This window comes from Streptomyces sp. NPDC051913 (assembly GCF_044593635.1).
In the GTDB taxonomy this organism is placed as follows: Bacteria; Actinomycetota; Actinomycetes; order Streptomycetales; family Streptomycetaceae; genus Streptomyces.
The window spans coordinates 1,134,041-1,156,608 of record NZ_JBIUCI010000001.1; the positions used below are offsets into that span (position 1 = coordinate 1,134,041).

At 70.4% G+C, this 22,568-nt stretch carries 23 protein-coding genes; 10 read left to right on the forward strand and 13 right to left on the reverse strand.

Going from position 1 to position 22,568, the window contains the following annotated elements:
• Positions 1–61: 61 nt before the first annotated feature.
• From ACIHIX_RS05320 to ACIHIX_RS05345, 6 genes are all read right to left on the reverse strand, one after another.
• Entirely contained in the window at positions 62–724 is a 663-nt protein-coding gene (locus ACIHIX_RS05320) for a hypothetical protein (protein WP_399949911.1), read from the reverse strand.
• Between the two features lie 218 nt (positions 725–942).
• The gene (locus ACIHIX_RS05325; protein WP_399950085.1) at positions 943–2,142 is read right to left on the reverse strand and encodes an ArgE/DapE family deacylase; all 1,200 of its coding nucleotides are present in this window, start codon (positions 2,140–2,142) and stop codon (positions 943–945) included.
• A 370-nt stretch (positions 2,143–2,512) separates the two neighbouring features.
• Positions 2,513–3,925, reverse strand: a complete 1,413-nt coding sequence (locus tag ACIHIX_RS05330; RefSeq protein WP_399949914.1) for an ATP-binding protein — start codon at positions 3,923–3,925, stop codon at positions 2,513–2,515.
• Entirely contained in the window at positions 3,926–4,702 is a 777-nt protein-coding gene (locus ACIHIX_RS05335) for a response regulator transcription factor (RefSeq protein ID WP_399949917.1), read from the reverse strand.
• Between the two features lie 117 nt (positions 4,703–4,819).
• A complete protein-coding gene (locus tag ACIHIX_RS05340; protein ID WP_399949920.1) occupies positions 4,820–5,506 on the reverse strand; it encodes a CE1759 family FMN reductase in 687 nt (228 codons plus the stop codon).
• Entirely contained in the window at positions 5,503–6,636 is a 1,134-nt protein-coding gene (locus ACIHIX_RS05345) for an LLM class flavin-dependent oxidoreductase (protein WP_399949923.1), read from the reverse strand. The genes ACIHIX_RS05340 and ACIHIX_RS05345 overlap by 4 nt, the downstream gene beginning before the upstream one ends.
• Positions 6,637–6,760: 124 nt before the next feature.
• Between ACIHIX_RS05345 and ACIHIX_RS05350 the strand changes: the two genes are divergently transcribed.
• Positions 6,761–8,167 carry an MFS transporter gene (locus tag ACIHIX_RS05350; RefSeq protein WP_399949926.1) on the forward strand — a complete coding sequence of 469 codons (1,407 nt, stop codon included), beginning with the start codon at positions 6,761–6,763 and terminating at the stop codon, positions 8,165–8,167.
• Positions 8,168–8,244: 77 nt separating this feature from the next.
• On the opposite strand, the gene ACIHIX_RS05355 is transcribed toward ACIHIX_RS05350, so the two are convergent.
• A complete protein-coding gene (locus tag ACIHIX_RS05355) occupies positions 8,245–9,138 on the reverse strand; it encodes an NADP-dependent oxidoreductase (protein WP_399949929.1) in 894 nt (297 codons plus the stop codon).
• A gap of 146 nt (positions 9,139–9,284) precedes the next feature.
• On the opposite strand from ACIHIX_RS05355, the gene ACIHIX_RS05360 reads away from it, so the two are divergent.
• Complete coding sequence (locus tag ACIHIX_RS05360; protein ID WP_399949932.1) at positions 9,285–9,695, forward strand: winged helix-turn-helix transcriptional regulator; 411 nt, start codon at positions 9,285–9,287, stop codon at positions 9,693–9,695.
• 8 nt (positions 9,696–9,703) lie between these two features.
• Here ACIHIX_RS05360 and ACIHIX_RS05365 read toward each other — a convergent pair whose 3' ends face one another.
• Both ACIHIX_RS05365 and ACIHIX_RS05370 read right to left on the reverse strand, forming a co-directional pair.
• Positions 9,704–10,180, reverse strand: coding sequence for a MarR family winged helix-turn-helix transcriptional regulator (locus ACIHIX_RS05365; RefSeq protein ID WP_399949935.1), 477 nt, complete (start codon positions 10,178–10,180; stop codon positions 9,704–9,706).
• A 77-nt stretch (positions 10,181–10,257) separates the two neighbouring features.
• Positions 10,258–10,746 carry a hypothetical protein gene (locus tag ACIHIX_RS05370; RefSeq protein WP_399949937.1) on the reverse strand — a complete coding sequence of 163 codons (489 nt, stop codon included), beginning with the start codon at positions 10,744–10,746 and terminating at the stop codon, positions 10,258–10,260.
• A 109-nt stretch (positions 10,747–10,855) separates the two neighbouring features.
• On the opposite strand from ACIHIX_RS05370, the gene ACIHIX_RS05375 reads away from it, so the two are divergent.
• Positions 10,856–11,191 carry a YnfA family protein gene (locus ACIHIX_RS05375; protein WP_399949940.1) on the forward strand — a complete coding sequence of 112 codons (336 nt, stop codon included), beginning with the start codon at positions 10,856–10,858 and terminating at the stop codon, positions 11,189–11,191.
• Between the two features lie 13 nt (positions 11,192–11,204).
• Here the strand turns inward: ACIHIX_RS05375 and ACIHIX_RS05380 are convergent, their stop codons facing one another.
• Entirely contained in the window at positions 11,205–11,639 is a 435-nt protein-coding gene (locus ACIHIX_RS05380) for an ester cyclase (RefSeq protein WP_399949943.1), read from the reverse strand.
• 179 nt (positions 11,640–11,818) lie between these two features.
• Between ACIHIX_RS05380 and ACIHIX_RS05385 the strand changes: the two genes are divergently transcribed.
• Genes ACIHIX_RS05385 through ACIHIX_RS05395 form a run of 3 tightly spaced genes read left to right on the forward strand, consistent with a single transcriptional unit; the run spans position 11,819 to position 14,053 of the window.
• A complete protein-coding gene (locus ACIHIX_RS05385; RefSeq protein ID WP_399949946.1) occupies positions 11,819–12,583 on the forward strand; it encodes an SDR family NAD(P)-dependent oxidoreductase in 765 nt (254 codons plus the stop codon).
• Entirely contained in the window at positions 12,583–12,735 is a 153-nt protein-coding gene (locus ACIHIX_RS05390) for a hypothetical protein (RefSeq protein ID WP_399949949.1), read from the forward strand. The genes ACIHIX_RS05385 and ACIHIX_RS05390 overlap by 1 nt, the downstream gene beginning before the upstream one ends.
• 40 nt (positions 12,736–12,775) lie before the next feature.
• A complete protein-coding gene (locus ACIHIX_RS05395; protein ID WP_399949952.1) occupies positions 12,776–14,053 on the forward strand; it encodes a tyrosine-protein phosphatase in 1,278 nt (425 codons plus the stop codon).
• Between the two features lie 39 nt (positions 14,054–14,092).
• On the opposite strand, the gene ACIHIX_RS05400 is transcribed toward ACIHIX_RS05395, so the two are convergent.
• Positions 14,093–15,286, reverse strand: coding sequence for an RtcB family protein (locus ACIHIX_RS05400; RefSeq protein WP_399949954.1), 1,194 nt, complete (start codon positions 15,284–15,286; stop codon positions 14,093–14,095).
• 196 nt (positions 15,287–15,482) lie between these two features.
• On the opposite strand from ACIHIX_RS05400, the gene ACIHIX_RS05405 reads away from it, so the two are divergent.
• The 3 genes from ACIHIX_RS05405 (at position 15,483) to ACIHIX_RS05415 (ending at position 18,663) form a co-directional block, all read left to right on the forward strand.
• Complete coding sequence (locus ACIHIX_RS05405; protein ID WP_399949957.1) at positions 15,483–16,313, forward strand: DUF3558 domain-containing protein; 831 nt, start codon at positions 15,483–15,485, stop codon at positions 16,311–16,313.
• A 108-nt stretch (positions 16,314–16,421) separates the two neighbouring features.
• Positions 16,422–17,303, forward strand: a complete 882-nt coding sequence (locus ACIHIX_RS05410) for a DUF3558 domain-containing protein (protein ID WP_399949960.1) — start codon at positions 16,422–16,424, stop codon at positions 17,301–17,303.
• A 130-nt stretch (positions 17,304–17,433) separates the two neighbouring features.
• Complete coding sequence (locus tag ACIHIX_RS05415) at positions 17,434–18,663, forward strand: DUF2637 domain-containing protein (protein ID WP_399949962.1); 1,230 nt, start codon at positions 17,434–17,436, stop codon at positions 18,661–18,663.
• A 51-nt stretch (positions 18,664–18,714) separates the two neighbouring features.
• On the opposite strand, the gene lysS is transcribed toward ACIHIX_RS05415, so the two are convergent.
• Positions 18,715–20,448 (reverse strand): lysine--tRNA ligase, encoded by a 1,734-nt coding sequence (lysS, locus tag ACIHIX_RS05420; RefSeq protein ID WP_399949965.1) that lies wholly within the window; start codon positions 20,446–20,448, stop codon positions 18,715–18,717.
• A 197-nt stretch (positions 20,449–20,645) separates the two neighbouring features.
• On the opposite strand from lysS, the gene argS reads away from it, so the two are divergent.
• A complete protein-coding gene (gene argS, locus ACIHIX_RS05425; protein WP_399949969.1) occupies positions 20,646–22,403 on the forward strand; it encodes an arginine--tRNA ligase in 1,758 nt (585 codons plus the stop codon).
• A 74-nt stretch (positions 22,404–22,477) separates the two neighbouring features.
• On the opposite strand, the gene ACIHIX_RS05430 is transcribed toward argS, so the two are convergent.
• The gene (locus ACIHIX_RS05430; protein ID WP_399950088.1) at positions 22,478–22,555 is read right to left on the reverse strand and encodes a hypothetical protein; all 78 of its coding nucleotides are present in this window, start codon (positions 22,553–22,555) and stop codon (positions 22,478–22,480) included.
• Positions 22,556–22,568: the final 13 nt, after the last annotated feature.

Sequence of the window (22,568 nt, forward strand, 5' to 3'; positions counted from 1 at the left end):
TGTTCACCCACGTGCGATCCACAGATCATGCCGTGCGCACAGCACCCGCGCGCCCGCCTACCTACGCGGGACCGAACACCGACGGCCGCACATCGTCCCCGGCGGGACCGACGTCACCCTCCTCCCAGGCGGGGTCGTAGGCGCAGGGCACGCTCGCACCCCCCATGAAGTACTCACGGTCCGGGAACCAGGTGAAGGACATCCGCTCGTCGCCGTCGTCCCGCCGCACGAACAGGCTCCAGTCCTGCCCGTCCGTACCCTCCCGATACGACGTGACCTCCCAGCCGTCGTCCTTCAACCGCTCGTGCAGCCGCCGCAGCCCCGGCACGGCCCGGCTCGCCGGCACATCGTCCAGGGCCCAGTCGTGGCTCATGGTGTAGGCACCGTCGACGGTCTTGTCGTCCAGGCCCAGCGGCCCCCCGTCGTAGCAGAAGCCGGAGTCGAAGGTGTTCTCCGTACTGACGCCGACCTTCTCGACGCCCGGCCGCACGGTCCGGGTGAACCCCAGGACGCCGTACGCCTCCTGGGACCGTTCGAAGGCCCGCTCCGCCATCTCCTCGGGCGCGACGCGGGGATAGTCCGCCGCCCCCGCCGAACCCCAGGTGAGCTGGACGAACACCAGGACGAGAACGCCGAGCAGGACCACGAGCACGGCACAGCCACAGCCGAGGGCACCGGCGCCGGTGGGGTGGGTCGGACGGGCGGGGGAATCGTTCGCGGACATACGAGGACGCTAAGCCGCCCCGGGGCACACCGGATGGGCGCGATCACTCGCTCCGCCCTGGGTACAGGTACTCATACCGGCCGACCGCCCCCTGACCGGCACCCCCGCGCCCGTGCCCGCGCCCGGGGCGCGGGGAACTGCGCGACCAGCCCCCCACCAACCCGCACCCGGCGACAAGAGCGCTGCTCAAAGTGCTCGGCGTAGCGACCCGACCACCATCACCTGACCCCGACACTCCGCAGCACGGCGAGCGCCAAGGTCCTCGCCACGCCCACCACTTCCCCCACCGCCACACACTCCCGCGCACTGTGCGCGACCTCGATGTCCCCCGGCCCGTACTGCAACGCGGGCACCCCGGCCCCCGCGTACAACCGCAGATCGCTCCCGTAGGTGGCCCCCCGCTCCCGCAGCGAACCATCACCCCCCGCGTCCACCCACGCCTCCCGCAACACCCCGGGCAGCGGATGCCCCTCCGGCAACCGCCCACTGGCGAACTGCCCACCAGGCCAGCTCACCCCCACAGGGTGCTCCCGCAACCAGGGATCACGACCGCACACCTCCGCCACCCACCGCTCGAACTCCGCCCGGGCGGCGGCCGGTTCCTCCCCCAGCCGCACCCCGAGCCGCCCCTCCGCCACCAGCACGTCGGGCACGCTGCTGGCCCAGTCCCCGGCCCGCACGGTCCCCACCGACAGCGCGTACGGGATCGGATACTCGGCGAGCAACGGATGCGGCTCCCGGTTACGCAGCGCCTCCAGCTCCCCCAACGCCCGGTGCACCCCTGCATACGCGTCGACGGCACTGACCCCCTTCTCCCGCGAACTTGCGTGCGCGGCAAGCCCGTTGACGGTCAGCCGAAAGGTGAGCGCCCCCGCGTTGGCGGTGACCAGTGTCCCCGCGGTCGGCTCCCCGATGACGCACACATCACCCCGGTACCCCCGCTGCAAGGTGCCGAAGGCGCCAAGCCCCCCGTCCTCCTCCCCCACGACGAAATGCACACCGACCCGCCCCCGCAACCGCACCCCGGCCGCCCGCAGAGCCCCCAGCACGGCCAACTGCGCGGCCAGCCCACCCTTCATGTCACAGGCCCCCCGCCCATGCACGACATCCCCCACCACCCGCGGCACGAAGGGATCCCCCACCCAGGCCCCCGGATCCCCACCCGGCACCACGTCAACATGCCCCTGCAACACGAAGAGGGGCCCATCCTCACCCTCCCCCAGGTGCCCAACCAGCCCCCAGGCCTCCTCACGAGGAGCCTCGCTGCCGGGAAACTCCGGATGCGCGCGCAACGCGTCCAGATCCATGCGCCACAGATCGACATCAAGCCCGAGAAGCTCCAGCCGCCGCCCCAACAGCTGCTGGATCTCCGCCTCGGCCGCACTCCCGGTCACACTCGGCACGGCGATGAGCTCCATCAACGTACGCGCGACCGCGGCCTCGTCGATGGCATCGAGCACGGCAGCTTCATGATCAAGCAACACAGTGAGCCTCCCCGGCAGTTGGATCCACCGGGACGCTACGGCGTGCGGCCCCGGGACGGGACCCGCACCCCCGCGGAGCCGCAGCGCGCAACGGCGGCAAGGGGACGTGTCGGGGGGTGTCCGCCCGCAGCGGTTGGCGCGTCCACACGGGTGCCTTCTCGACTGACCCATTCCGCGCCGTTCCGAGGACGGACACCCCCCGGCGCGGCCCCGACCCCCAACGCACCCGCACCGCACCGCACCGGCACCCGCACCCGCACCCGCACCCGCACCCGCACCCGCACCAGAATCCGCCCCCGACGGCTCAGCCACCCCCCACCGTGAACCCGATAACGACCCCACCCCCGTCCCGCCGAACGGCGAACGGCGCACCCCCATGGGCCAGCGCCACCTCCCGCACGATCGACAGCCCCAGCCCGGACCCCGGCAACGACCGAGCATCCGCGGCCCGATAGAACCGGTCGAACACCCGCACAAGCTCCTCGTCCCCGATCCCGGGCCCCCGGTCCAGCACCTCCACCCGCACCACCCCCGCACGAGCCGGCCCGGCCACCCGGATCTCGACGGGCCCCCGCCCCTCCCGGTCGAACTTCACCGCGTTCTCCACGAGGTTGGACATCGCCCGGGTCAGCATCCCCGGCCGCCCGTCCGTCGACGTGTCCCCACTGGCCCGCACCAGGATCTCCCGCCCGGTTCGCCGCCGGGCCACCCCGGCCACGTCCTCCGCGATATCGGCGAGATCGACCCGCTGCGGCGGCTCGGTGTCGGACTGCCCGGCGGCCAGCTCGACCAACTCGTTGACCAGATCGGTGAGTTCCCGAGCCTCCTGCCCGAGGTCGGCGACCAGCTCCTCCCGAGTCTCCGGAGGCAGCTCGTCGATCCGCCGCAGCAGCGAGATATTGGTCCGCAACGAGGTCAACGGCGTCCGCAGCTCATGCCCCGCGTCCTGCACCAGCCGCCGCTGATCCTCCTCCGACTGCGCGAGCCGCCCGAGCATCCGGTCGAAGGCCCGCCCGAGCCGCCCCACCTCGTCATAGCCGGTCACCGGCACCTGAACCCCGAGCCGCCGGGTCCGGGCGACGTCCTCCGCGGCGGCCGTGAGAACGACCAACCGCCGGGTGATCCGCCGGGCGAGCCACCACCCGAACAACCCGGCCCCCACGACCACGGCGGCCATGAGGATGAGCGTCCGCTGCTGGAGCGCCTGGAGCAGATCCTCGGTGTCACTGAACTCCTGGGCGACCTGCACGGCCCCCCGCCCACCGCCCAGCGCCACGGTGGCCACGCGATACACGTCGTTGCCGACGTCGACGTCCTTGTGCTCGGTCAGCTCCCCGGCCGCCGAGGCCCCGGCGACCGCCCGATCCGCATCGGTGACCGGCAGCCCAGGACTCCCAGGATCGACCACCGCCCCGTCCGCCCCCAGCACCTGCACATCCGTACGGGCCGGCCGCACCAGATCGTGCCCCGGCGCCGACGACGAGAAGTCCTCCGGCGCCATCCGATGCTGCCGCACCTCGTCCCGCAGATCCTGTACGACCTCGTCGAATACGGACTGCTGGTCGACCCGAACCAGCCGGGCCGCCGCGCTGTAGGACAGGATGCCGACGACGACGGTGACGGCGGCGGTGACGGCCGCGAAGGACACGGCGAACGTGGTCGCGAGGGACACCAGCCCGGGCCGCCGCCTACGCAGCAGCCGCGCGAGGCGCCCCACTCAGTCCTCCCGCAGCACGTACCCCACGCCGCGCACGGTGTGGATCAGCTGCGGCGCCCCCGGTTCGTCGAGCTTGCGCCGCAGATAACCGACGTAGACGGCGAGGTTCTTCGACCCGGGGCCGAAGTCGTAGCCCCAGATCCGGTCGTAGATGGTCGAGTGGTCGAGCACGATCCCGGCGTTGCGGACCAGCAGCTCCAGCAGCTCGAACTCGGTACGGGTCAGCTCCAGCTCCCGCCCGTCCCGCCAGGCCCGCCGCGCCTGCGGATCCATCCGGATCCCGGCGGCCTCCAGATATCGCTCGGGTACGACCTTCTGCGCGACGTCGGCGCCCCCCGACCCCGCACCGGCACCCGAACCGGCACCCGTACCACCACCGCCACCGCCTCCGGTCCCGCCACCGCCCCCACCCCCGGTGCGCCGCAACAGCGCCCGCAACCGGGCGAAGACCTCTTCGACGTCGAACGGCTTCAGCACATAGTCGTCGGCGCCCGCGTCCAGCCCGGCGATCCGGTCCTGGGTCTCCACAAGCGCCGTCAGCATCAGGATCGGTGTCCGGTCGCCCTCGGCCCGCAGCACCCGGCACACCTGGAGCCCGTCGATCCCGGGCATCATCACGTCCAGGACGAGCACGTCCGGCGGGGTGCGGTGCGCCTGCGCGAGCGCCTCGACCCCGTCGGCGACCGCGGTGACCCGGTAGCCCTCCAGGGTGAGGGCACGCTCCAGCGCATGACGGATGGCGCGGTCGTCTTCGGCGAGCAGCACGGTCTGAGGCACGCCTCCATACTGCCAAGGCATCCGCCGGTTCAGCCGGGTGAGCGACCCGACGATCAGCCTTTTTACCCGCCTCTCACCGTCACAGAGGCAACCGCGCCCCGTCCCCCTACCGCCCTCTCACCGCCGCGGCGACAACGCGGCGAGCTGCTCCGCGAAGGGCACGACCTCGAAGCCACCGTCACCACCCCGAGCAGCCGGCACCGACGCTCCAGCACCCGCGGCACCCGCTCCCGAACCGGCACCGGAATCCGAACCCGCCGCCAACCTCCCCGGCAGCCCGGCCACCGGCCCAGCCAGCCCCGTCATCAACCCGGCCAGCTCCCCCGCGGCCCGCTCGATCCGCCCCTCAAGCCCCTCCGCACCCCAGTCCTCGGACGCGGCGTAGACGGCGGTCGGCACGACGACGGCCCGCAGATAGGCGAACAGCGGCCGCAGCGCGTGCTCCAGCACCAGCGAGTGCCGCGCACTGCCGCCGGTCGCGGCGACGAGCACCGGCTTCCCGACGAGCGCGTCCTTGTCGAGGACGTCGAAGAACGACTTGAACAGCCCGCTGTACGAGGCGGAGAACACCGGCGTGACGACGATCAGCCCGTCGGCCCCGGCCACCGCCTCCTGTGCGGCGGCCAGCGCCTTGCCGGGGAACCCGTTGGTGAAGAAGTGCGCGATCTCCACGGCGAGCTCACGCAACTCGACGACCTGGACGTCCACCGGCGTCCGCCGCCCCACGGCCGCGGAGAGCCGGTCGGCGAGCAACCGCGTGGACGAGGGCACACTCAGCCCCGCCGAGACGACGACAAGCTTCATGACACGGTCTCCTTCTTCACATCGGCCTGGGCGTCGGACGCGGCACCCGTCCCCTCCGCCTTCGCGGCGGCCACCAGCGACGCGTGGGTCGGCGCCTCCGGCACATCATCCGGCCGCCCCTTCGCGAACTCCTCGCGCAGCACCGGAACGACCTGCTCACCGAGCATGTCGAGCTGCTCCAGGACGGTCTTCAGCGGCAGCCCGGCATGGTCCAGCAGGAACAACTGCCGCTGGTAGTCACCGGCGTACTCGCGGAAGCTCAGCGTCTTCTCGATGACCTGCTGCGGGGAGCCCACGGTCAGCGGCGTCTGGTCGGCGAAGTCCTCCAGCGAGGGACCGTGTCCGTACACCGGCGCGTTGTCGAAGTACGGCCGGAACTCCCGCACCGCGTCCTGCGACCTGGCCCGCATGAACACCTGCCCGCCGAGTCCGACGACGGCCTGCTCGGGGGTCCCGTGGCCGTAGTGGGCGTAGCGCGAGCGGTACAGCTCGATCATCTTCTTCGTGTGGTCGGCCGGCCAGAAGATGTTGTTGTGGAAGAAGCCGTCGCCGTAGTACGCGGCCTGCTCGGCGATCTCGGGCGACCGGATGGACCCGTGCCAGACGAAGGGGGCGACCCCGTCGAGCGGCCGGGGGGTGGAGGTGAAGCCCTGGAGCGGCGTACGGAACTTCCCCTCCCAGTCCACGACGTCCTCGCGCCACAGCCGCCGCAGCAGGGCGTAGTTCTCGACGGCGAGGTTGATGCCCTGCCGGATGTCCTGCCCGAACCACGGATAGACCGGGCCGGTGTTGCCGCGCCCCATCATCAGGTCGACGCGCCCGTCGGCCAGGTGCTGGAGCATCGCGAAGTCCTCGGCGATCTTCACCGGGTCGTTGGTGGTGATGAGGGTCGTGGAGGTGGAGAGCACGATCCGCTCGGTCTGCGCGGCGATGTAGCCGAGCATGGTGGTCGGCGAGGACGGCACGAACGGCGGGTTGTGGTGCTCGCCGGTCGCGAAGACGTCGAGACCGACCTCTTCGGCCTTCAGCGCGATGGCGACCATGGCCTTGATGCGCTCGCGCTCGGTCGGCGTCCGCCCTGTCGTGGGGTCCGGCGTGACGTCACCGACGCTGAAGATCCCGAACTGCATGGCCGATCACCCTCCAAGTTGTTGACCGTTCAACTATACCCCTGAACGACCACCCCGCTCCCGGTATTCCACGCACGGCGAAAGCCGGTTGACACCCGACGGGTCAGCCCACATATTTATCTGCGTGACGCAGACACTTCACGACGCAAGCAAATGCGAAGCCGCTCTCTCGGCCCGCGCCCGCTGGGCGATCCTGGCCGTGATCCTCGCCGCCGACGTCCTCGACCTCCTCGACGCGACGATCACCAACATCGCCGCCCCGACCATCACGGCCGACCTCGGCGGCGGCCCCGGCCTGGTCCAGTGGCTGGGCACCGCCTACGCCCTCGCCCTCGGCGTCCTGCTCGTCCCCGGCGGGCGCCTGGGCGACAAGTACGGCCGCCGCAGACTGTTCCTGACCGGCCTCGCCGGTTTCGTCGCCGCCTCACTGGCCTGCGGTCTGGCCCCCACCCCCGCGACCCTGGTCGCCGCCCGCCTCGTCCAGGGCGCCTTCGGAGCCCTCGTCATCCCCCAGGGCTTCGGCATCCTCGGCGCCACCTGGCCACGCGACCAGATCGGCAAGGCCTTCGCCCTGTTCGGCCCCGCGATGGGACTCTCCGCCGTCGGCGGCCCGATCCTCGCCGGTTTCCTGGTCGACGCCGACCTCGCGGGCCTCGGCTGGCGCCCCATGTTCCTGATCAACCTGCTCCTGGGCGGCGCCGCGCTGCTGGCCGCGGCCCGGCTGCTCCCCCGGGACACCGGCGACAGATCCGTCTGCGTGGACGGCCCCGGCTCCGCCCTCCTCGCGGGCGCGATGCTCGGCCTGCTGGGCGGCCTGATCGACGGCGCGGCCGGAGCCTGGACGGCCCGCCCCCTGCTCCTCCTTCTCCTCGGCGTCGCCGCCTTCGCCGCGTTCTGCCACCGCCAGCGCACCGCGACCCACCCCCTCATCGAGCCGTCACTCCTGCGCAACCGGGGCTTCGCGGCTGGCCTCACCCTCGGCGTGGCCGCCTTCGCCGCGACGTCCGGCCTCCTCTACGTCATCTCCCTCTTCCTCCAGCAGGACCTGGGCCGCACCCCCGCCGACACCGCGCTGGGCCTGATCCCCCTGACCCTCGGCATCGTGATCGCCTCGATCGCCTGCCACGGCCTGATCCACACGTACGGCCGCCGCCTGGCCGTAACCGGCCTGCTGATCCTCCTGGCGGGCTGCGTCTGGCTCCTGCTCCAGATCCACCAGACCGGCACCCACACCACCACCTGGCAGCTGCTCGCCCCCCTCGTGATCCTCGGCATCGGAATGGGCACCTGCTTCGGCACGATCTACGACCTCACGATCGGCGACATCGCCCCGTCCGAGGCGGGAAGCGCGAGCGGCTCCCTGAACGCGGTCCAGCAACTCGCCAACGCGATGGGCGCGGCGACGGTGACGACGGTGTACTTCCACAGCAACGGCACGTGGAGCCTGCTGGTGGTGGCAGCGGCGGTGACGGCATGCCTGCCCTTGGCAGCGCTACTGCCGCGCAGCCCTCAAAAGGAAGGCCACCACTGACCCACCCAGGGGCGCGGGGAACTGCGCGATCAGCCCCCACGCACCCGCACACGCCGCACAACAGCCCACCCGAGCCCTTAGGCGCCCGGCACCAGCACAACCCGCCCCCGAACCCCACCACCGGCCAGCAGCGCATGAGCCTTCCCGGCATCCTCCAACGAGAAGGTCTCGGCAATCCGCAGGCTCAACGCCCCGGAATCCACGAGCCCCACCAACTCCGCCAGCCGAGCCCCATCCGCACTGACCTCGACGGCCCCCGCCCGAACCCCCCGCACACCCTCAGGAGCGGCCTGCGGAATAACCCCCACATAGGCGCCACCGTCCCGCACCCACTCAAGCGCCGGCGCCCCCAGAACGGCCGCGTCCAGCACCGCGTCGAACGAACCCGGCCGCCCCTCGACCACGAACTCCGCGGCCCCGAGCGACCGCACCAGCTCCTCGTCCCCCGCCCGAGCCAGCCCGGTCACCACCACCCCGGCCCGCGCGGCAAGCTGCACCGCAAACCCCCCGACGGCACCCGCGGCCCCGGTCACCAGCAGCGAAGACCCCGCCGAAAGCGACAGCAGATCCAGCGCCTGCGCAGCCGTCAGCCCGTTCAACGGCAACGTCGCCGCCTCCACCGCCCCCACCGTCCGAGGCGCCAGCGCCACCGCGTCCGTGGGCACGACGACGTACTCCGCATGAGTACCGAGCGGCTTCACCATCCCGTAGTCGAGGGCGACGACCTCGTCCCCCACACTCCACGAACTGGCGACACCCACCGCGTCCACGGTCCCGGCCACGTCCCAGCCCAGCCCGAGCCGCTTGCCCGCACCCCCGAAGACGCCCTGCCGCACCCCGGCGTCGACGGGGTTGACCGTGGCCGCCGCCACCTTGATCCGCACCTCGCGCGCCCCCGGCTCGGGCACCTCGGCCTCCAGGACCTCGACGACCTCGGGCCCACCGAACGCGTTCACGACCGCAGCACGCATGACTGCCAACTCCCTTGAATAGACCGGCTGTCGGCGACCACCGAAGATCTCGGCGACCGCCCTCCATCTGCCGGCAACCCTAGGAAGAGCTACTATCTCCTGGTAAGTAGTTACCTGAGAGTGCGTATGTCCCCCAGAGGTGAGCCGTGGCGACCATGACGGCGGCCCAGCGACGCGAACGGGCCCGCATCGAGTACGACGCGTTCATCAAGGGCTGCCCCACCAACCAGCTCCTGGACCGTCTCAGCGACAAGTGGGTCAGCCTCGTCGTCTCCGCCCTCGCCGGCGGCACCATGCGCTACAGCGACCTCGGCCGGAAGATCGCGGGCGTGAGCCCCAAGATGCTGACCCAGACCCTGCGTTCACTGGAACGCGACGGCATCCTGGCCCGCACGGTCACCCCGTCCGTCCCGGTCCGCGTCGACTACGAACTCACCCCGCTCGGCCACAGCCTGGCCCTGCTCCTGACGGCCGTGAAGGACTGGGCGGAGACCCACATCGACGAGGTCCACGAGGCCCGCGACCGCTACGACACCCAGGACGAGCAGATCGCCTAGGTCGTGTCTCAGACGTCCCCGGCCCGCAACCGCTCGACCTGCCGCGCGCTGAACTCCGTCGTACGCCTCATGTGCTCGATGAGCAGCGCCAGTTGGTCGTCACCGAGGTCGTCGAAGAGCGCCACCCAGCCGCCCCCCAGCCTGTCCCACACGCGCCCGAACTCCGCGACCTTCTCCGGCACGGTCGTCACGAGCACCCGCCGCCGGTCGGCCGCGTCCCGCTGCCGCACGACATAACCCGCCCGCTCCAGCCGGTCCACGAGCCGGGTCGCCGACCCGGTCGTCAGCCCGGTCAGCTCGGCGACCCGGCCGGTCGTCACCGGAGCACCCTCCAGGGTCAGCAGGTTCAGACACTGAAGATCGGTGGGGTGCAGGCCGACATGGTCGGCGACGGCCTGGTTGAAGAGGGCGTACGAGGCCATGTAGCGCCGGGAGACCACGGACAGCTCGTCCAGCATCCGCTCACGTGACGTACCGCCACCCATGCCCGCCACCCTTCGTCTGCGCCGTGCAGAAATCGTACGACGCACACACCCGCCGCCGAAGAAGCCCCCGGCGTCGGTCAGAAGTAGTACGTGTCCCCCGTGTCCAGCACCAGCACCCGCTGCCGGTCGTTGGCCCGGTTCCGGTCCACCACCCCGCCGCTCCACACCGTGTCGATGTCCACCAGCACCTCCGACGGCTCCCCACGCAGCCGCAGCCGCAGCTCGATCTGCTCCCCCAGCCCGTCCGCGTCCAGCGCCCCCACCCGGCACAGCACCACCCGCGCGCCCGAGCGCGCGCACCCGTCCGGCAGCTGCTGCCGGTTGGCCAGCGGCTCCGACCAGCGCAGCCGTACGGTCGCGTCCGGGACCGCCGACGGCCCGTGGTTGCGCGGCGTGAACCGCACATCGACCTGGCCGGAGGCCATGGACGCGGCCCCGTGATAGGCGAGGTCGGCCTCGGGGGCGGGATCGAACCACCCGCCGTCGGACCCGTCGGCCGCGACCGCGGCCGGAGCCGCACCGCCGACCGCCAGCACAGCCGCGACGCACACACCAAGAACCCGCATACCGCCCACTCCTCAGAGGAGACTCCACCGTGGTCGTACGGATGTATCCCACGCGGAGCGCCGGGCAGGCGCCGTCCATCAGGTGAAGCCGCTGTGCCACCCTTCCGGCATGCACGTCCTGCGCTCCGCCGCCCTCTTCGTCGTCGCCGCCCTCTTCGAGATCGGCGGCGCCTGGCTTGTGTGGCAGGGCGTACGGGAGCACCGCGGCTGGCTCTGGATCGGCGGCGGCGTCCTCGCCCTCGGCGCCTACGGTTTCGTCGCCACCCTCCAGCCGGACGCGCACTTCGGCCGGATCCTGGCCGCGTACGGCGGGGTCTTCGTCGCCGGTTCGATCCTGTGGGGCATGGCAGCGGACGGCTACCGCCCCGACCGCTGGGACATCACGGGCGCACTGATCTGCCTCGCGGGCATGGCGGTCATCATGTACGCCCCGCGAGGACAGTGACCCCCGCCCCGCGTCAAGGCGTCTCGTCGGGCAGCAGCCCCAGCTGGCCCAGGAACTCCATCTCGTCGAAGTAGAGCCGGTACTCCGTGATCCGGCCGTCCTTCACGGTGGCGAGGTCCACCCCGCGAATACTGACCTCCTTGCCGGTGGCGGGCAGGGTGCCGCCGTCGGGCAGGTACAGCGGGCCGGTGTTGTGGCCGCGGTAGACGCCCTCGTCGATGGCGGTGTCGCCGACCTCGTAGGAGTGCAGCGGCTCGAACCTGCCGTCCGGGACCGACTCCGTCATCTGCCGCCAGTACTCCACGATGTGGTCGCGTCCGCGGATCTCGCCCTCGTCGGGGGTGTAGGCGACGGCGTCCTCCGCGTACAGCTCGCCGAGGACCTTCAGGTCCGGGTGCGCGGTCACCGCGTCGGTGAGCCGGTCCATGACCTCACGCGCTTCTCCCATGATCCACCTCCGTCTTCCAGGGGATCACCCCCCTCATTTTCTCACCGGCCCGCGATACGGACCGCCCGGAAGGGAGCACCGGAGCCCGCCTATCCTGGGGAAGGTCACCGAAGGCCATCGAAGGCCGATCGAAGGCCACCCGAAAGCCCCCTGATCGCCGACCCGAGGAGCTCCCGCCCATGCCCAGCGCAGCGTCCCGCATCGCCGTCGTCACCGGTGCGAGCAGCGGAATCGGCGCCGCCACGGCCCGCGGGCTGGCCGCCGCCGGCTACCGCGTCGTCCTCACCGCCCGCCGCAAGGACCGGATCGAGGCGCTGGCGGAGGAGATCAACGCGGCCGGCCACCAGGCCACCGCGTACCAGCTTGACGTCACCGACCGCGCCGCGGTCGACGAGTTCGCCAGTGCCTTCAAGACGATCGGCGTCCTGGTCAACAACGCGGGCGGCGCGCTCGGCGCCGACCCGGTCGCGACCGGCGACCCGGCCGACTGGCGCACGATGTACGAGACGAACGTCATCGGCACCCTCAACCTCACCCAGGCCCTGCTCCCCAAACTGATCGCGAGCGGCGACGGCACGGTCGTCGTGGTCTCCTCGACCGCGGGCCACGGCACCTACGAGGGCGGCGGCGGTTACGTGGCCGCCAAGCACGGCAGCCACGTCCTCGCCGAGACCCTCCGTCTGGAGATCGTCGGGCAGCCGGTCCGGGTGATCGAGATCGCGCCCGGCATGGTGAAGACCGACGAGTTCGCGCTCACCCGTTTCGGCGGCGACCAGGAGAAGGCCGCCAAGGTCTACCAGGGCGTCGCCGAGCCCCTCACGGCCGACGACGTCGCGGACACGATCACCTGGGCGGTCACCCGCCCCGCCCACGTCAACGTCGATCTCCTGGTCCTGCGCCCGCGCGCCCAGGCGTCGAACACGAAGGTGCACAGGGAACCGTGATGACCGAGGCCGACGATTCCGGGGCGGAACAGCGCCGCCTGGCACTGGAGAAGAAACGCGAACGCATCGTCTGGTACTACCTCGGCTACTTCCTCTTCGGCATCCACATCGTGGCGTTCGTGATGATCTACGCGGTCACGCACGCGAAATAGAGCGGCGCGACAGCGAAACCGCACCATAGGGTCACGGGCTGTGGACAGACACGTGCCTTTCGACGCCCTGCACAACTTCCGCGACCTGGGCGGATACCGGACGGCAGACGGCCGCCGCATCCGCCCGGGCGTGCTGTACCGCTCCGACTCCCTCGGCAAGTTGACGCCCGGTACCCCCGACTGGTCCCGCTTCCTGTCCCTCGGCATCCGCACGGTCATCGACCTGCGCTACCCGTGGGAGATCGAACGCCAGGGCCGTATCCCGGCGGACGACTCCCCCGACCACGACTACGCCTACATCAACCTCAGCATCGAGCACCGCCCGTACAACCAGGCGGCGTTGCCCCCGGAGGTGGACCCCGGCCCCTACCTGGCCGAGCGCTACCTCCAGGTGGCCGAGGACGGCAGGAAGGAGATCCGCGAGGCCCTGGAACGCATCGCGGAAGCGGCCTCCCCCGCCACCCCGCTCGTCTTCCACTGCGCCTCCGGCAAGGACCGCACCGGCGAACTGGCGGCGCTGGTCCTGACGTTGTTGGGCATCGACGAACCCACGATCATCGAGGACTTCACCCTCACCGAACTGGCGGCCCCGGCCCTTCTGGCCGACTGGCAGGCCCGCAACAACGGCCAGTCCCCCACCTGGCTGGGCTTCGGCAGAGCCCCGGCCTCGGTGATGCGCGGCTTCCTCGGGCTGTTGAAGGAGCGATACGGCTCAGTGGAGGGATACGTGACCCAGGCGCTCGGCATGGACACGGAGTCCCTCTCGGCGAAGCTGGCGGCGAACCTCCTGGAACCGGCCCCCACCACGCACCCGCCCCTGACCTACCGCCGGGCCGAACCGCAGGACGCCGAACTCCTCGTCCGCCTCCGCGACTCGGTGGCCCTGTGGATGCTCGCCCGGAACATCGACCAGTGGAAACCCGCCGAGAAGGACGCGACCCACTTCCGCACCCGCATGGCCGAGGGCGAGGTCTGGCTGGCGTACGCGGACGGCCACCTGGCCGGCGCGTACGAACTCTGGTGGTCGGACGAGGCGGCGTGGGGCCCCCGCCCCACGGACGCGGGGTACATCCACCGCCTGATGACGACCCCACACCTGGCCCCACCCCACACAGGCGGCGCCCTCCTGACCCACGCGGAGTCCCGCATCACGTCCACGGGCCGCCCGTACGCCCGCCTGGACTGCCTGTCCACCAACCCCCGCCTGCGCACGTACTACGAGGCGGCGGGCTACACAGTCGTAGGCGAACAGCCCGCAAAGGACGGCGGCTCGGGCAGCCCGTACGCGGTGACACTGCTGGAGAAGGGGCTGGGATAGGACACGAGGGCCCCGGCCGGAGCCGGGGCCCTCTCGTCGTCAGCCCTTCACGCAGACGACCTGCTTCAGCTTCGCGACGACCTCCACGAGGTCCCGCTGCTGGTCGATGACCTGCTCGATCGGCTTGTAGGCGCCCGGGATCTCGTCCACGACACCGGAGTCCTTACGGCACTCCACGCCCCGTGTCTGCTCCTCCAGGTCCTTCGTCGAGAAGCGCCGCTTGGCCGCGTTACGGCTCATGCGCCGACCGGCGCCGTGCGAGGCCGAGTTGAAGGCCTTCTCGTTGCCGAGACCCTTCACGATGTACGAACCCGTACCCATCGAGCCCGGGATGATCCCGTACTCGCCGGAGCCGGCCCGGATCGCGCCCTTGCGGGTGACCAGCAGGTCCATGCCCTCGTAGCGCTCGCGGCTCACATAGTTGTGATGGCAACTGATCTCAGGCTCGAAGGTCGGCCTGGCCTTCTTGAACTCCTTGCGGATCACGTCCTTGAGGAGCGCCATCATGATCGTGCGGTTGTACTTCGCGTACTCCTGAGCCCAGTAGAGGTCGTTCTGGTACGCCGCCATCTGCGGGGTGTCCGCCACGAAGACGGCGAGGTCGCGGTCGATCAGGCCCTGGTTGTGCGGGAGTTTCTGGGCGATGCCGATGTGGTGCTCGGCCAGTTCCTTACCGATGTTGCGGGAACCGGAATGCAGCATGAGCCACACCGAACCGGACGCATCTATGCATACCTCGCAAAAGTGATTGCCCGATCCGAGCGTCCCCATCTGCTTCGCAGCCCGCTCCTCCCGGAACTTCACCGCCTCCGCGACCCCGTCGAACCGCCCCCAGAAGTCGTCCCACCCACCGGTGGCCAGCCCATGGAACCGACCCGGCTCCACGGGACTGTCATGCATCCCCCGCCCCACCGGAATGGCCTGCTCGATCTTCGACCGCAGCCGCGAGAGGTCACCCGGTAGGTCGTTCGCCGTGAGCGACGTCCGCACCGCCGACATACCGCACCCGATGTCCACCCCGACCGCGGCCGGGCACACCGCCCCCTGCATCGCGATGACGGACCCGACCGTCGCGCCCTTCCCGTAGTGGACGTCCGGCATGACCGCCAGGCCCTTGATCCAGGGCAGGGTCGCGACATTGCGCAGCTGCTGGAGCGCACCCTCCTCCACCGACGCCGGGTCGGTCCACATACGGATGGGAACCTTCGCGCCCGGCATTTCCACGTACGACATATCGTCCTCATTCCCCCGTAAACCCATACAAAGTCTCAAATCGCAAAACCGGCGCCAAGGTCAAGGAAAGGGACAACGGACCGGCGTCCACGGCTGTGCGTGCGATACACATGGTGCGCAGGGGGCACCCCCGCCCGGCAAACGAATAACCCGCAGCCATCAGCGCAGCCACCAGCAGCATCGAGAGGAGCCGACCGTGCAGCGGAAGGCGTACGTACCCGGCGTCGCGGCCCTCCTCGTGGCGCTGTTCGCCGCCGGCTGCACCAGCGGTTCGGACACCGGCGGCACGGACGACAACTCCAACCCGGGCAGCGCCGGCACCGCCTCCGCCGTGGCCGAGCCCGGCCGGTACCGCACGCTCCCCGAGCCCTGCGGCGCGGTCGCCACGGACACCCTCGACACGCTTCTCCCCGGCATCCAGCAGCTCACCAACGAGGACCAGCGGGCGAAGGCGTACGAGGGCACCCCGACGACCACCTTCGACACGGACCGCAAGGTCGGCTGCCAGTGGAAGGTGGAGTCGGCCGACGCCACCGACCATCTCCTCGTCGACCTGGAGCGTGTCGTGTCGTACGACAACTCCGTCAGCGACGACAGCCAGGCGCAGGCGCTGTTCGCGGAGCAGCAGACGGCGGCGCATCTCCCGGAGCCGTCCGAGTCGGCGACGTCGGACGTGAGTTCCTCGGCGACGCCGGGCGACGACGCCTCCGCCTCCCCGTCCTCTTCCTCCTCTTCCCCCGCCTCCTCCTCTTCCTCCGCCGTCTCCGACGGGTCCGCGCTCGCCGACGTCCAGCCCCGCGTTCTCGACGACCTGGGCGACGAGGCGTTCCTGAACGACGTGGCGAGCAGTTCGGGTTCGACGGCCCAGCAGCGCACGGTGACTGTGGTGTTCCGCACGTCCAACGTCATCGTGACGGTCGAGTACGAGGAGCAGCCGGCGACGGTCGGGACCGCGCCGGACAGCAAGGAAATGCAGGACAGGGCAAGGAACCTGGCCTCCGAGCTGGCGGACGCGCTGGCGGGCTGAAGCCTCTCGGTGACGTTCCGCGATGCCGGTGAACAGAACCGCACAGCCATCTCACCGCGTACCGTGGCCCCTCGGACCCGATCCGACCGCAGGAGCACGAGCAGCGTCATGAGTGAAGGAACCATGCAGCGAGCAGCAGCACAGAGCGACCAGCGTGACCCGCGAAGGAAGCGCGCCCACCGGGTGCTTCTCGGCGCAGCCGCCGTCCCCCTGATGCTGGTGGCCACGGCCTGCTCCTCGGACTCCGGCTCGTCGTCGGACGACAACGCCGCCGCCGGCGGCAGCAGCAGCGGCTCCGAGACCTCCGCGTCGGTCAGCGCCTCGCCGACCGTGCAGGCGGCGGCGTACAAGTCGCTTCCGGACGCGTGCGACACCCTGTCGAAGGGCACGCTCGGCGACCTGGTCCCGAAGGCTTCCAAGTCCGGCAAGCAGGGCAAGTCGGACGATATCGCCACGCGAGGCAGCTGCTCCTGGTCGAGCCTCGACAACAACGGCGTCAAGGGCTCCCAGTTCCGCTGGCTGAACGTCTCCCTCCTCCGCTTCGACTCCGACGCCACGCGCGGCGAGGGCGACAAGCTGGCGCAGGAGTACTTCGACAAGCAGGTCCAGGACGCCCAGGCGGTGGACGGCGCGAAGAACGCGAAGGCGGAGCCGGTGACGGGCACGGGCGACCAGGCCACGCTGGTCCGTTACGACCTGAAGAAGAAGGAAGGCGCCTTCAAGCAGCAGACGCTGGTCACACGCGTCGAGAACGTCGTCGTCACCCTCGACTACAACGGGGCGGGCCTGGCCGGTGAGAAGACGCCGAGCGCCGACACCCTCGCGAAGCTGGTGAAGTCGGCCGCGAAGGAGGCGGTGGCGTCGGTGACGAAGGCGAACACGGGCGGCGGCAGCGGCGGCGGCAGCAGCAAGACCAGCCCTTCCCCGTCGGCGTCCAAGTCCGCCTCTCCCTCCGCATCTCCGTCCAAGTCGGCCGCGAAGAAGAGCTGACAAAGCGCTGAGGCGGGGCTGACGACCCCTACCGGCCACCCGTGCGCCGCACACATGTGCCACTCTGTTGCGCGCAACAACACGCAAGGGGAGGGGAGTACGGGTGGCCGCGCCTATGCAGCTGACTCGGATGCACCGCATTCTCATCGGCGTGGTCGTGTTCGGCGCTGTGATCATCGCCGGCATCGGCTTCGCTGGTTCGTACGCCGCAGTCCGTGAACTCGCCATCAAAAAGGGCTTCGGGAACTTCAGTTACGTCTTCCCGATCGGCATCGACGCGGGCATCTGTGTCCTGCTGGCCCTGGATCTGCTCCTGACCTGGATCCGCATCCCGTTCCCGCTGCTCCGCCAGACGGCGTGGCTCCTGACGGCCGCCACGATCGCCTTCAACGGCGCGGCGGCCTGGCCGGACCCGCTGGGCGTGGGCATGCACGCGGTGATCCCGATCCTCTTCGTGGTCGCGGTCGAGGCGGCCCGCCACGCGATCGGCCGTATCGCCGACATCACGGCGGACAAGCACATGGAGGGCGTCCGCCTCACGCGCTGGCTGCTCTCCCCGATCCCCACGTTCCTCCTGTGGCGCCGTATGAAGCTGTGGGAGTTGCGCTCCTACGAGCAGGTCATCAAGCTGGAGCAGGACCGCCTCGTCTACCAGGCCCGTCTCCACTCCCGCTTCGGCCGCGCCTGGCGCCGCAAGGCACCGGTGGAGTCCCTGATGCCGCTGCGCCTGGCCCGCTACGGCGTCCCCCTGGCGGAGACGGCCCCGGCGGGCCTGGCGGCGGCGGGCATCGAGCCCGTACTGCTGCCTCCGGCACCGCAGCAGGAGATCGAGGCGCCCGCGCCAAGGGTGGTCGAGGCGGCGCCCGTCCCGCAACAGCAGGCGGCACCCGCTCAGGAGCAGTACCAGCCGGAACCGGACGAGAGCCCCTGGTTCAACGTCCCCCAACAGATCGAGTACCAGGGCGGCTACGACCCCACCTACGACCCACAGCAGCAGTACGAGCAGTGGTACGAGGAGCAGCTCCAGGCCGAGCAGTACCAGCAGCAGCAAGACCAGCAACAGCAACAGCCGGTCTACGACGAGCCCTCCCCGGAGGAGACCGGCAGCTTCCCCATCCCGGTGACTCCCCAGCGCACCCGCGAACTCGGCGAGGGCGGCGGCTCCCCGGAGCCGACCGAGGAGGACTACTACCTGGTCTTCAAGAAGTCCATAGACGGCAGTTACCCCACCTCGGGCCAGCTCAGGGACGACGTGGAGGCGACGTACGGCGTCACGCTCGCGCAGCGCGACGCGGACCGCATGGTCAACCGCTTCACCAACCGTCACACCGCGGAACTCCAGGAAGACCACATCGCGTAAGAAGAGGGGCCCTCACCAGAGGGCCCCTCTTCTGTCCGTACCGCCGACCCGTTACTCCCCGAGCAGGGCCCGCACCCGCTCCTGCCCCACCGCCAGCAGCAGCGTGGGCAGCCGCGGACCCGTGTCACGGCCCACCAGCAGGTGGTACAGCAGCGCGAAGAACGTCCGCTGGGCCGTCTTGATCTCGGCCGGCAGCTCCTTGGGCGTGGCGTCGGCGGCGAACCCGGCCTGCACCTTCGGCACCCCGTACACCAGGTGCGTCAGCCCGTCGAGCGACCAGTTCTCCGCGAGGCCCGCCAGGAGCAGCCGCAGAGATTCCCGGGACGCCTCGTCGAGGGACTTCAGCAGCTCGGCATCGGGCTCGTCGCGCACGATGGTCCGCTGGTCGGCGGGGACGTGCGTGTTGATCCAGGCCTCGGCCTTGTCGTACCGGGGCCGGACCTCGTCGAGCGACGCGGGCGGGTCCGACGGGTCCAGCTCGCTCAGGATCCGCAGCGCCTGGTCGGCGTGCCCGGCGGTGATGTCGGCGACGGACGCGAGGGTCCGGTACGGCAGCGGACGCGCCGTCCGGGGCAGCTCGCCGCCCGCGGTCCGCACCGCACGCGAGTGCGCGGCGACGTCGGCGGGGAGGGCGGCCCCCTCCGCCACCTTGGCGTCGAGCTTGTCCCACTCGTCGTAGAGCCGCTGGATCTCCTGGTCGAAGGCGATCTTGAAGGACTGGTTGGGCCGACGGCGGGCGTACAGCCAGCGCAGGATCTGCGGCTCCATGATCTGGAGCGCGTCACCGGGCGTCGGGACCCCGCCCCGCGACGACGACATCTTCGCCATCCCGGAGATCCCCACGAACGCGTACATCGGACCGATGGGCTGCTTGCCGCCGAAGATCCCGACGATCTGCCCACCGACCTGGAAAGAGGACCCCGGAGACGAGTGGTCGACGCCACTCGGCTCGAAGACGACCCCCTCGTACGCCCACCGCATCGGCCAGTCGACCTTCCAGACCAGCTTGCCGCGGTTGAACTCGTTGAGCCGCACGGTCTCGGCGAAGCCGCACTCGTTGCAGGTGTACGACAGCTCGGTGGTGGCGTCGTCGTACGAGGTGACCGTCGTCAGGTCCTTCTCGCAGTTGCCGCAGAACGGCTTGTACGGGAAGTACCCGCCGGAGCCGGAGGACCCGTCGTCCTCTCCGGCCGCTCCCGACCCCTCGGCGGCCTCCAGCTCGGCCTCGTCGAGAGGCTTCTGCTGCTGCTTCTTGGCGGGCGCCTTCTTCGTCCGGTACTGGGCGAGGATCGCGTCGATGTCCGCACGGTGCTTCATGGCGTGCAGGATCTGCTCGCGATAGGTCCCCGCGGTGTACTGCGCGGTCTGGCTGATCCCGTCGAACTCGACGCCCAGCTCGGCGAGCGCGGCGACCATGGCGGCCTTGAAGTGCTCGGCCCAGTTCGGGTACGACGAGCCCTTCGGCGCCGGCACGGAGGTCAACGGCTTGCCGATGTGCTCGGCCCAGGACCCGTCGACCCCGGCGATGCCCTGGGGCACCTTGCGGTACCGGTCGTAGTCGTCCCACGAGATCAGGTGCCGAACCTGGAGCCCGCGCCGCCGGATCTCGTCGGCGACCAGATGCGGGGTCATGACCTCACGCAGGTTCCCCAGATGGATCGGCCCCGAGGGTGACAGCCCGGACGCGACGACGACCGGTTTGCCCGGGGCCCGACGCTCCGACTCCTCGATGACCTCATCCGCGAAACGGGAGACCCAGTCGGTGGTCTCGGTGCTCTGAGCCACGGGGCACGTCCTTCTTTCTCCAGGGGCAGCCGTACGGTCAACAGCCGCGTCCCCAGTTTAGGCGGCGCAGCCGCCTCCCAGGGGCGCGGGGAACTGCGCGACCAGCCCCCACCGGCCCGCAGCCGCAAAAACCCTTTTACCCCCCGTGGGATACTGACCCCGTCTAAGCAACCCACGAGGAGAACGGCTCCCACCCCATGGCCCCGGTCAAGCCCCTCAGCACCTCCGTCGCACAGCAGCTCACGTCCGCGATCTCCGCCGCCCTGCCGGAGGCCACCGACGTCGACCCGCTGCTGCGCCGAAGCGACCGGGCCGACTACCAGGCCAACGGCATCCTCGCCCTCGCCAAGAAGAACAAGGCGAACCCCCGCGACCTGGCCACGGACGTCGTCGCCAACATCACCACCGGCGACCTGATCAAGGACGTCGAGGTCTCCGGCCCCGGCTTCCTGAACATCACGATCTCCGACCAGGCGATCACGCGGACCCTCGCGGCCCGTGCCGCCGACGGCGACCGTCTCGGCGTCCCCCTCAAGGACCAGCCCGGCGTCTCGGTCATCGACTACGCCCAGCCGAACGTGGCCAAGGAGATGCACGTCGGCCACCTGCGCTCCGCGGTGATCGGCGACGCCCTGCGCGGCATGCTCGACTTCACCGGCGAGCAGACGATCGGCCGGCACCACATCGGCGACTGGGGCACCCAGTTCGGCATGCTCATCCAGTACCTGATCGAGAACCCGGCGGAACTCGCCGCGGAGACCGACACGGACGGCGAGCAGGCCATGTCCAACCTGAACCGGGTCTACAAGGCGTCGCGTGCCGTCTTCGACACGGACGAGGCCTTCAAGGAGCGGGCGCGCAAGAGGGTCGTCGCCCTCCAGTCCGGCGACAAGGAGACGCTCGACCTCTGGCAGCGGTTCGTGGACGAGTCGAAGGTCTACTTCTACTCGGTCTTCGAGAAGCTCGACATGGAGATCCGGGACGACGAGATCGTCGGTGAGTCGGCGTACAACGACGGCATGCCGGAGACCGCCCGCCTCCTGGAGGAGATGGGCGTCGCGGTCCGCTCCGAGGGTGCTCTCGTGGTCTTCTTCGACGAGATCCGCGGCAAGGACGACAAGCCGGTCCCGCTGATCGTGCAGAAGGCGGACGGCGGCTTCGGCTACGCGGCCTCCGACCTGACGGCGATCCGCAACCGGGTCCAGGACCTGCACGCCACGTCCCTGATCTACGTCGTGGACGTACGTCAGTCGCTCCACTTCAAGATGGTCTTCGAGGCGGCCCGCCGGGCGGGCTGGCTGACCGACGAGGTCACCGCGCACAACATGGGCTACGGCACGGTACTGGGCGCGGACGGCAAGCCGTTCAAGACGCGTGAGGGCGAGACGGTCAAGCTGGAGGACCTGCTGGACGAGGCGGCGCAGCGCGCCGCCGAGGTGGTCCGGGAGAAGGCGCTGGACCTCAGCGAGGCCGAGATCCAGGAGCGGGCCGCGCAGGTCGGCATCGGTGCCGTGAAGTACGCGGACCTGTCGACGTCGGCGAACCGGGACTACAAGTTCGACCTGGACCAGATGGTGTCGCTGAACGGCGACACGTCGGTGTACATCCAGTACGCGTACGCCCGTATCCAGTCGATCCTGCGCAAGGCGGACGCCGTGGCGCCCGCCGCGCACCCGGAACTGGAACTGCACGCGGCGGAGCGGGCGTTGGGCCTGCACCTGGACGCGTTCGGTGACACGGTCTTCGAGGCGGCGGCGGAGTACGCCCCCCACAAGCTGGCGGCCTACCTCTACCAGCTGGCATCGCTGTACACGTCGTTCTACGACAAGTGCCCGGTGCTGAAGGCCGACACGGAGGAGCAGAAGCAGAACCGCCTCTTCCTCTGCGACCTCACCGCCCGAACTCTCCACCAGGGCATGGCCCTCCTGGGCATCCGCACCCCCGAGCGCCTCTGACAGCAAGTCGGCGAACAGCGGCCCGTCCTCTCCCCAAGGGAGAGGACGGGCCTTTGTCGTGGTGGTGGCGGTGGTCAGATCTGGCTTGCGCCGCCGTCGACGTATATCTCGGCGCCGGTCATGTAGCTGCTGGCGTCACCGGCGAGGAACAGGACGGTCTCCGCG

Excerpts from the sequence above, each read along its gene's own strand:
- ACIHIX_RS05340 (WP_399949920.1), bottom strand. The coding sequence starts at position 5,506 with ATGAAGCTTGTCGTCGTCTCGGCGGGGCTGAGTGTGCCCTCGTCCACG.
- argS (WP_399949969.1), top strand. The coding sequence starts at position 20,646 with ATGGCCCCGGTCAAGCCCCTCAGCACCTCCGTCGCACAGCAGCTCACG.
- ACIHIX_RS05320 (WP_399949911.1), bottom strand. The coding sequence starts at position 724 with ATGTCCGCGAACGATTCCCCCGCCCGTCCGACCCACCCCACCGGCGCC.
- ACIHIX_RS05415 (WP_399949962.1), top strand. The coding sequence starts at position 17,434 with ATGCACCGCATTCTCATCGGCGTGGTCGTGTTCGGCGCTGTGATCATC.
- ACIHIX_RS05325 (WP_399950085.1), bottom strand. The coding sequence starts at position 2,142 with ATGGAGCTCATCGCCGTGCCGAGTGTGACCGGGAGTGCGGCCGAGGCG.
- ACIHIX_RS05380 (WP_399949943.1), bottom strand. The coding sequence starts at position 11,639 with ATGGGAGAAGCGCGTGAGGTCATGGACCGGCTCACCGACGCGGTGACC.
- ACIHIX_RS05370 (WP_399949937.1), bottom strand. The coding sequence starts at position 10,746 with ATGCGGGTTCTTGGTGTGTGCGTCGCGGCTGTGCTGGCGGTCGGCGGT.
- ACIHIX_RS05365 (WP_399949935.1), bottom strand. The coding sequence starts at position 10,180 with ATGGGTGGCGGTACGTCACGTGAGCGGATGCTGGACGAGCTGTCCGTG.
- ACIHIX_RS05345 (WP_399949923.1), bottom strand. The coding sequence starts at position 6,636 with ATGCAGTTCGGGATCTTCAGCGTCGGTGACGTCACGCCGGACCCCACG.
- ACIHIX_RS05400 (WP_399949954.1), bottom strand. The coding sequence starts at position 15,286 with ATGTCGTACGTGGAAATGCCGGGCGCGAAGGTTCCCATCCGTATGTGG.
- ACIHIX_RS05410 (WP_399949960.1), top strand. The coding sequence starts at position 16,422 with ATGAGTGAAGGAACCATGCAGCGAGCAGCAGCACAGAGCGACCAGCGT.
- ACIHIX_RS05375 (WP_399949940.1), top strand. The coding sequence starts at position 10,856 with ATGCACGTCCTGCGCTCCGCCGCCCTCTTCGTCGTCGCCGCCCTCTTC.
- ACIHIX_RS05385 (WP_399949946.1), top strand. The coding sequence starts at position 11,819 with ATGCCCAGCGCAGCGTCCCGCATCGCCGTCGTCACCGGTGCGAGCAGC.
- ACIHIX_RS05390 (WP_399949949.1), top strand. The coding sequence starts at position 12,583 with ATGACCGAGGCCGACGATTCCGGGGCGGAACAGCGCCGCCTGGCACTG.
- ACIHIX_RS05355 (WP_399949929.1), bottom strand. The coding sequence starts at position 9,138 with ATGCGTGCTGCGGTCGTGAACGCGTTCGGTGGGCCCGAGGTCGTCGAG.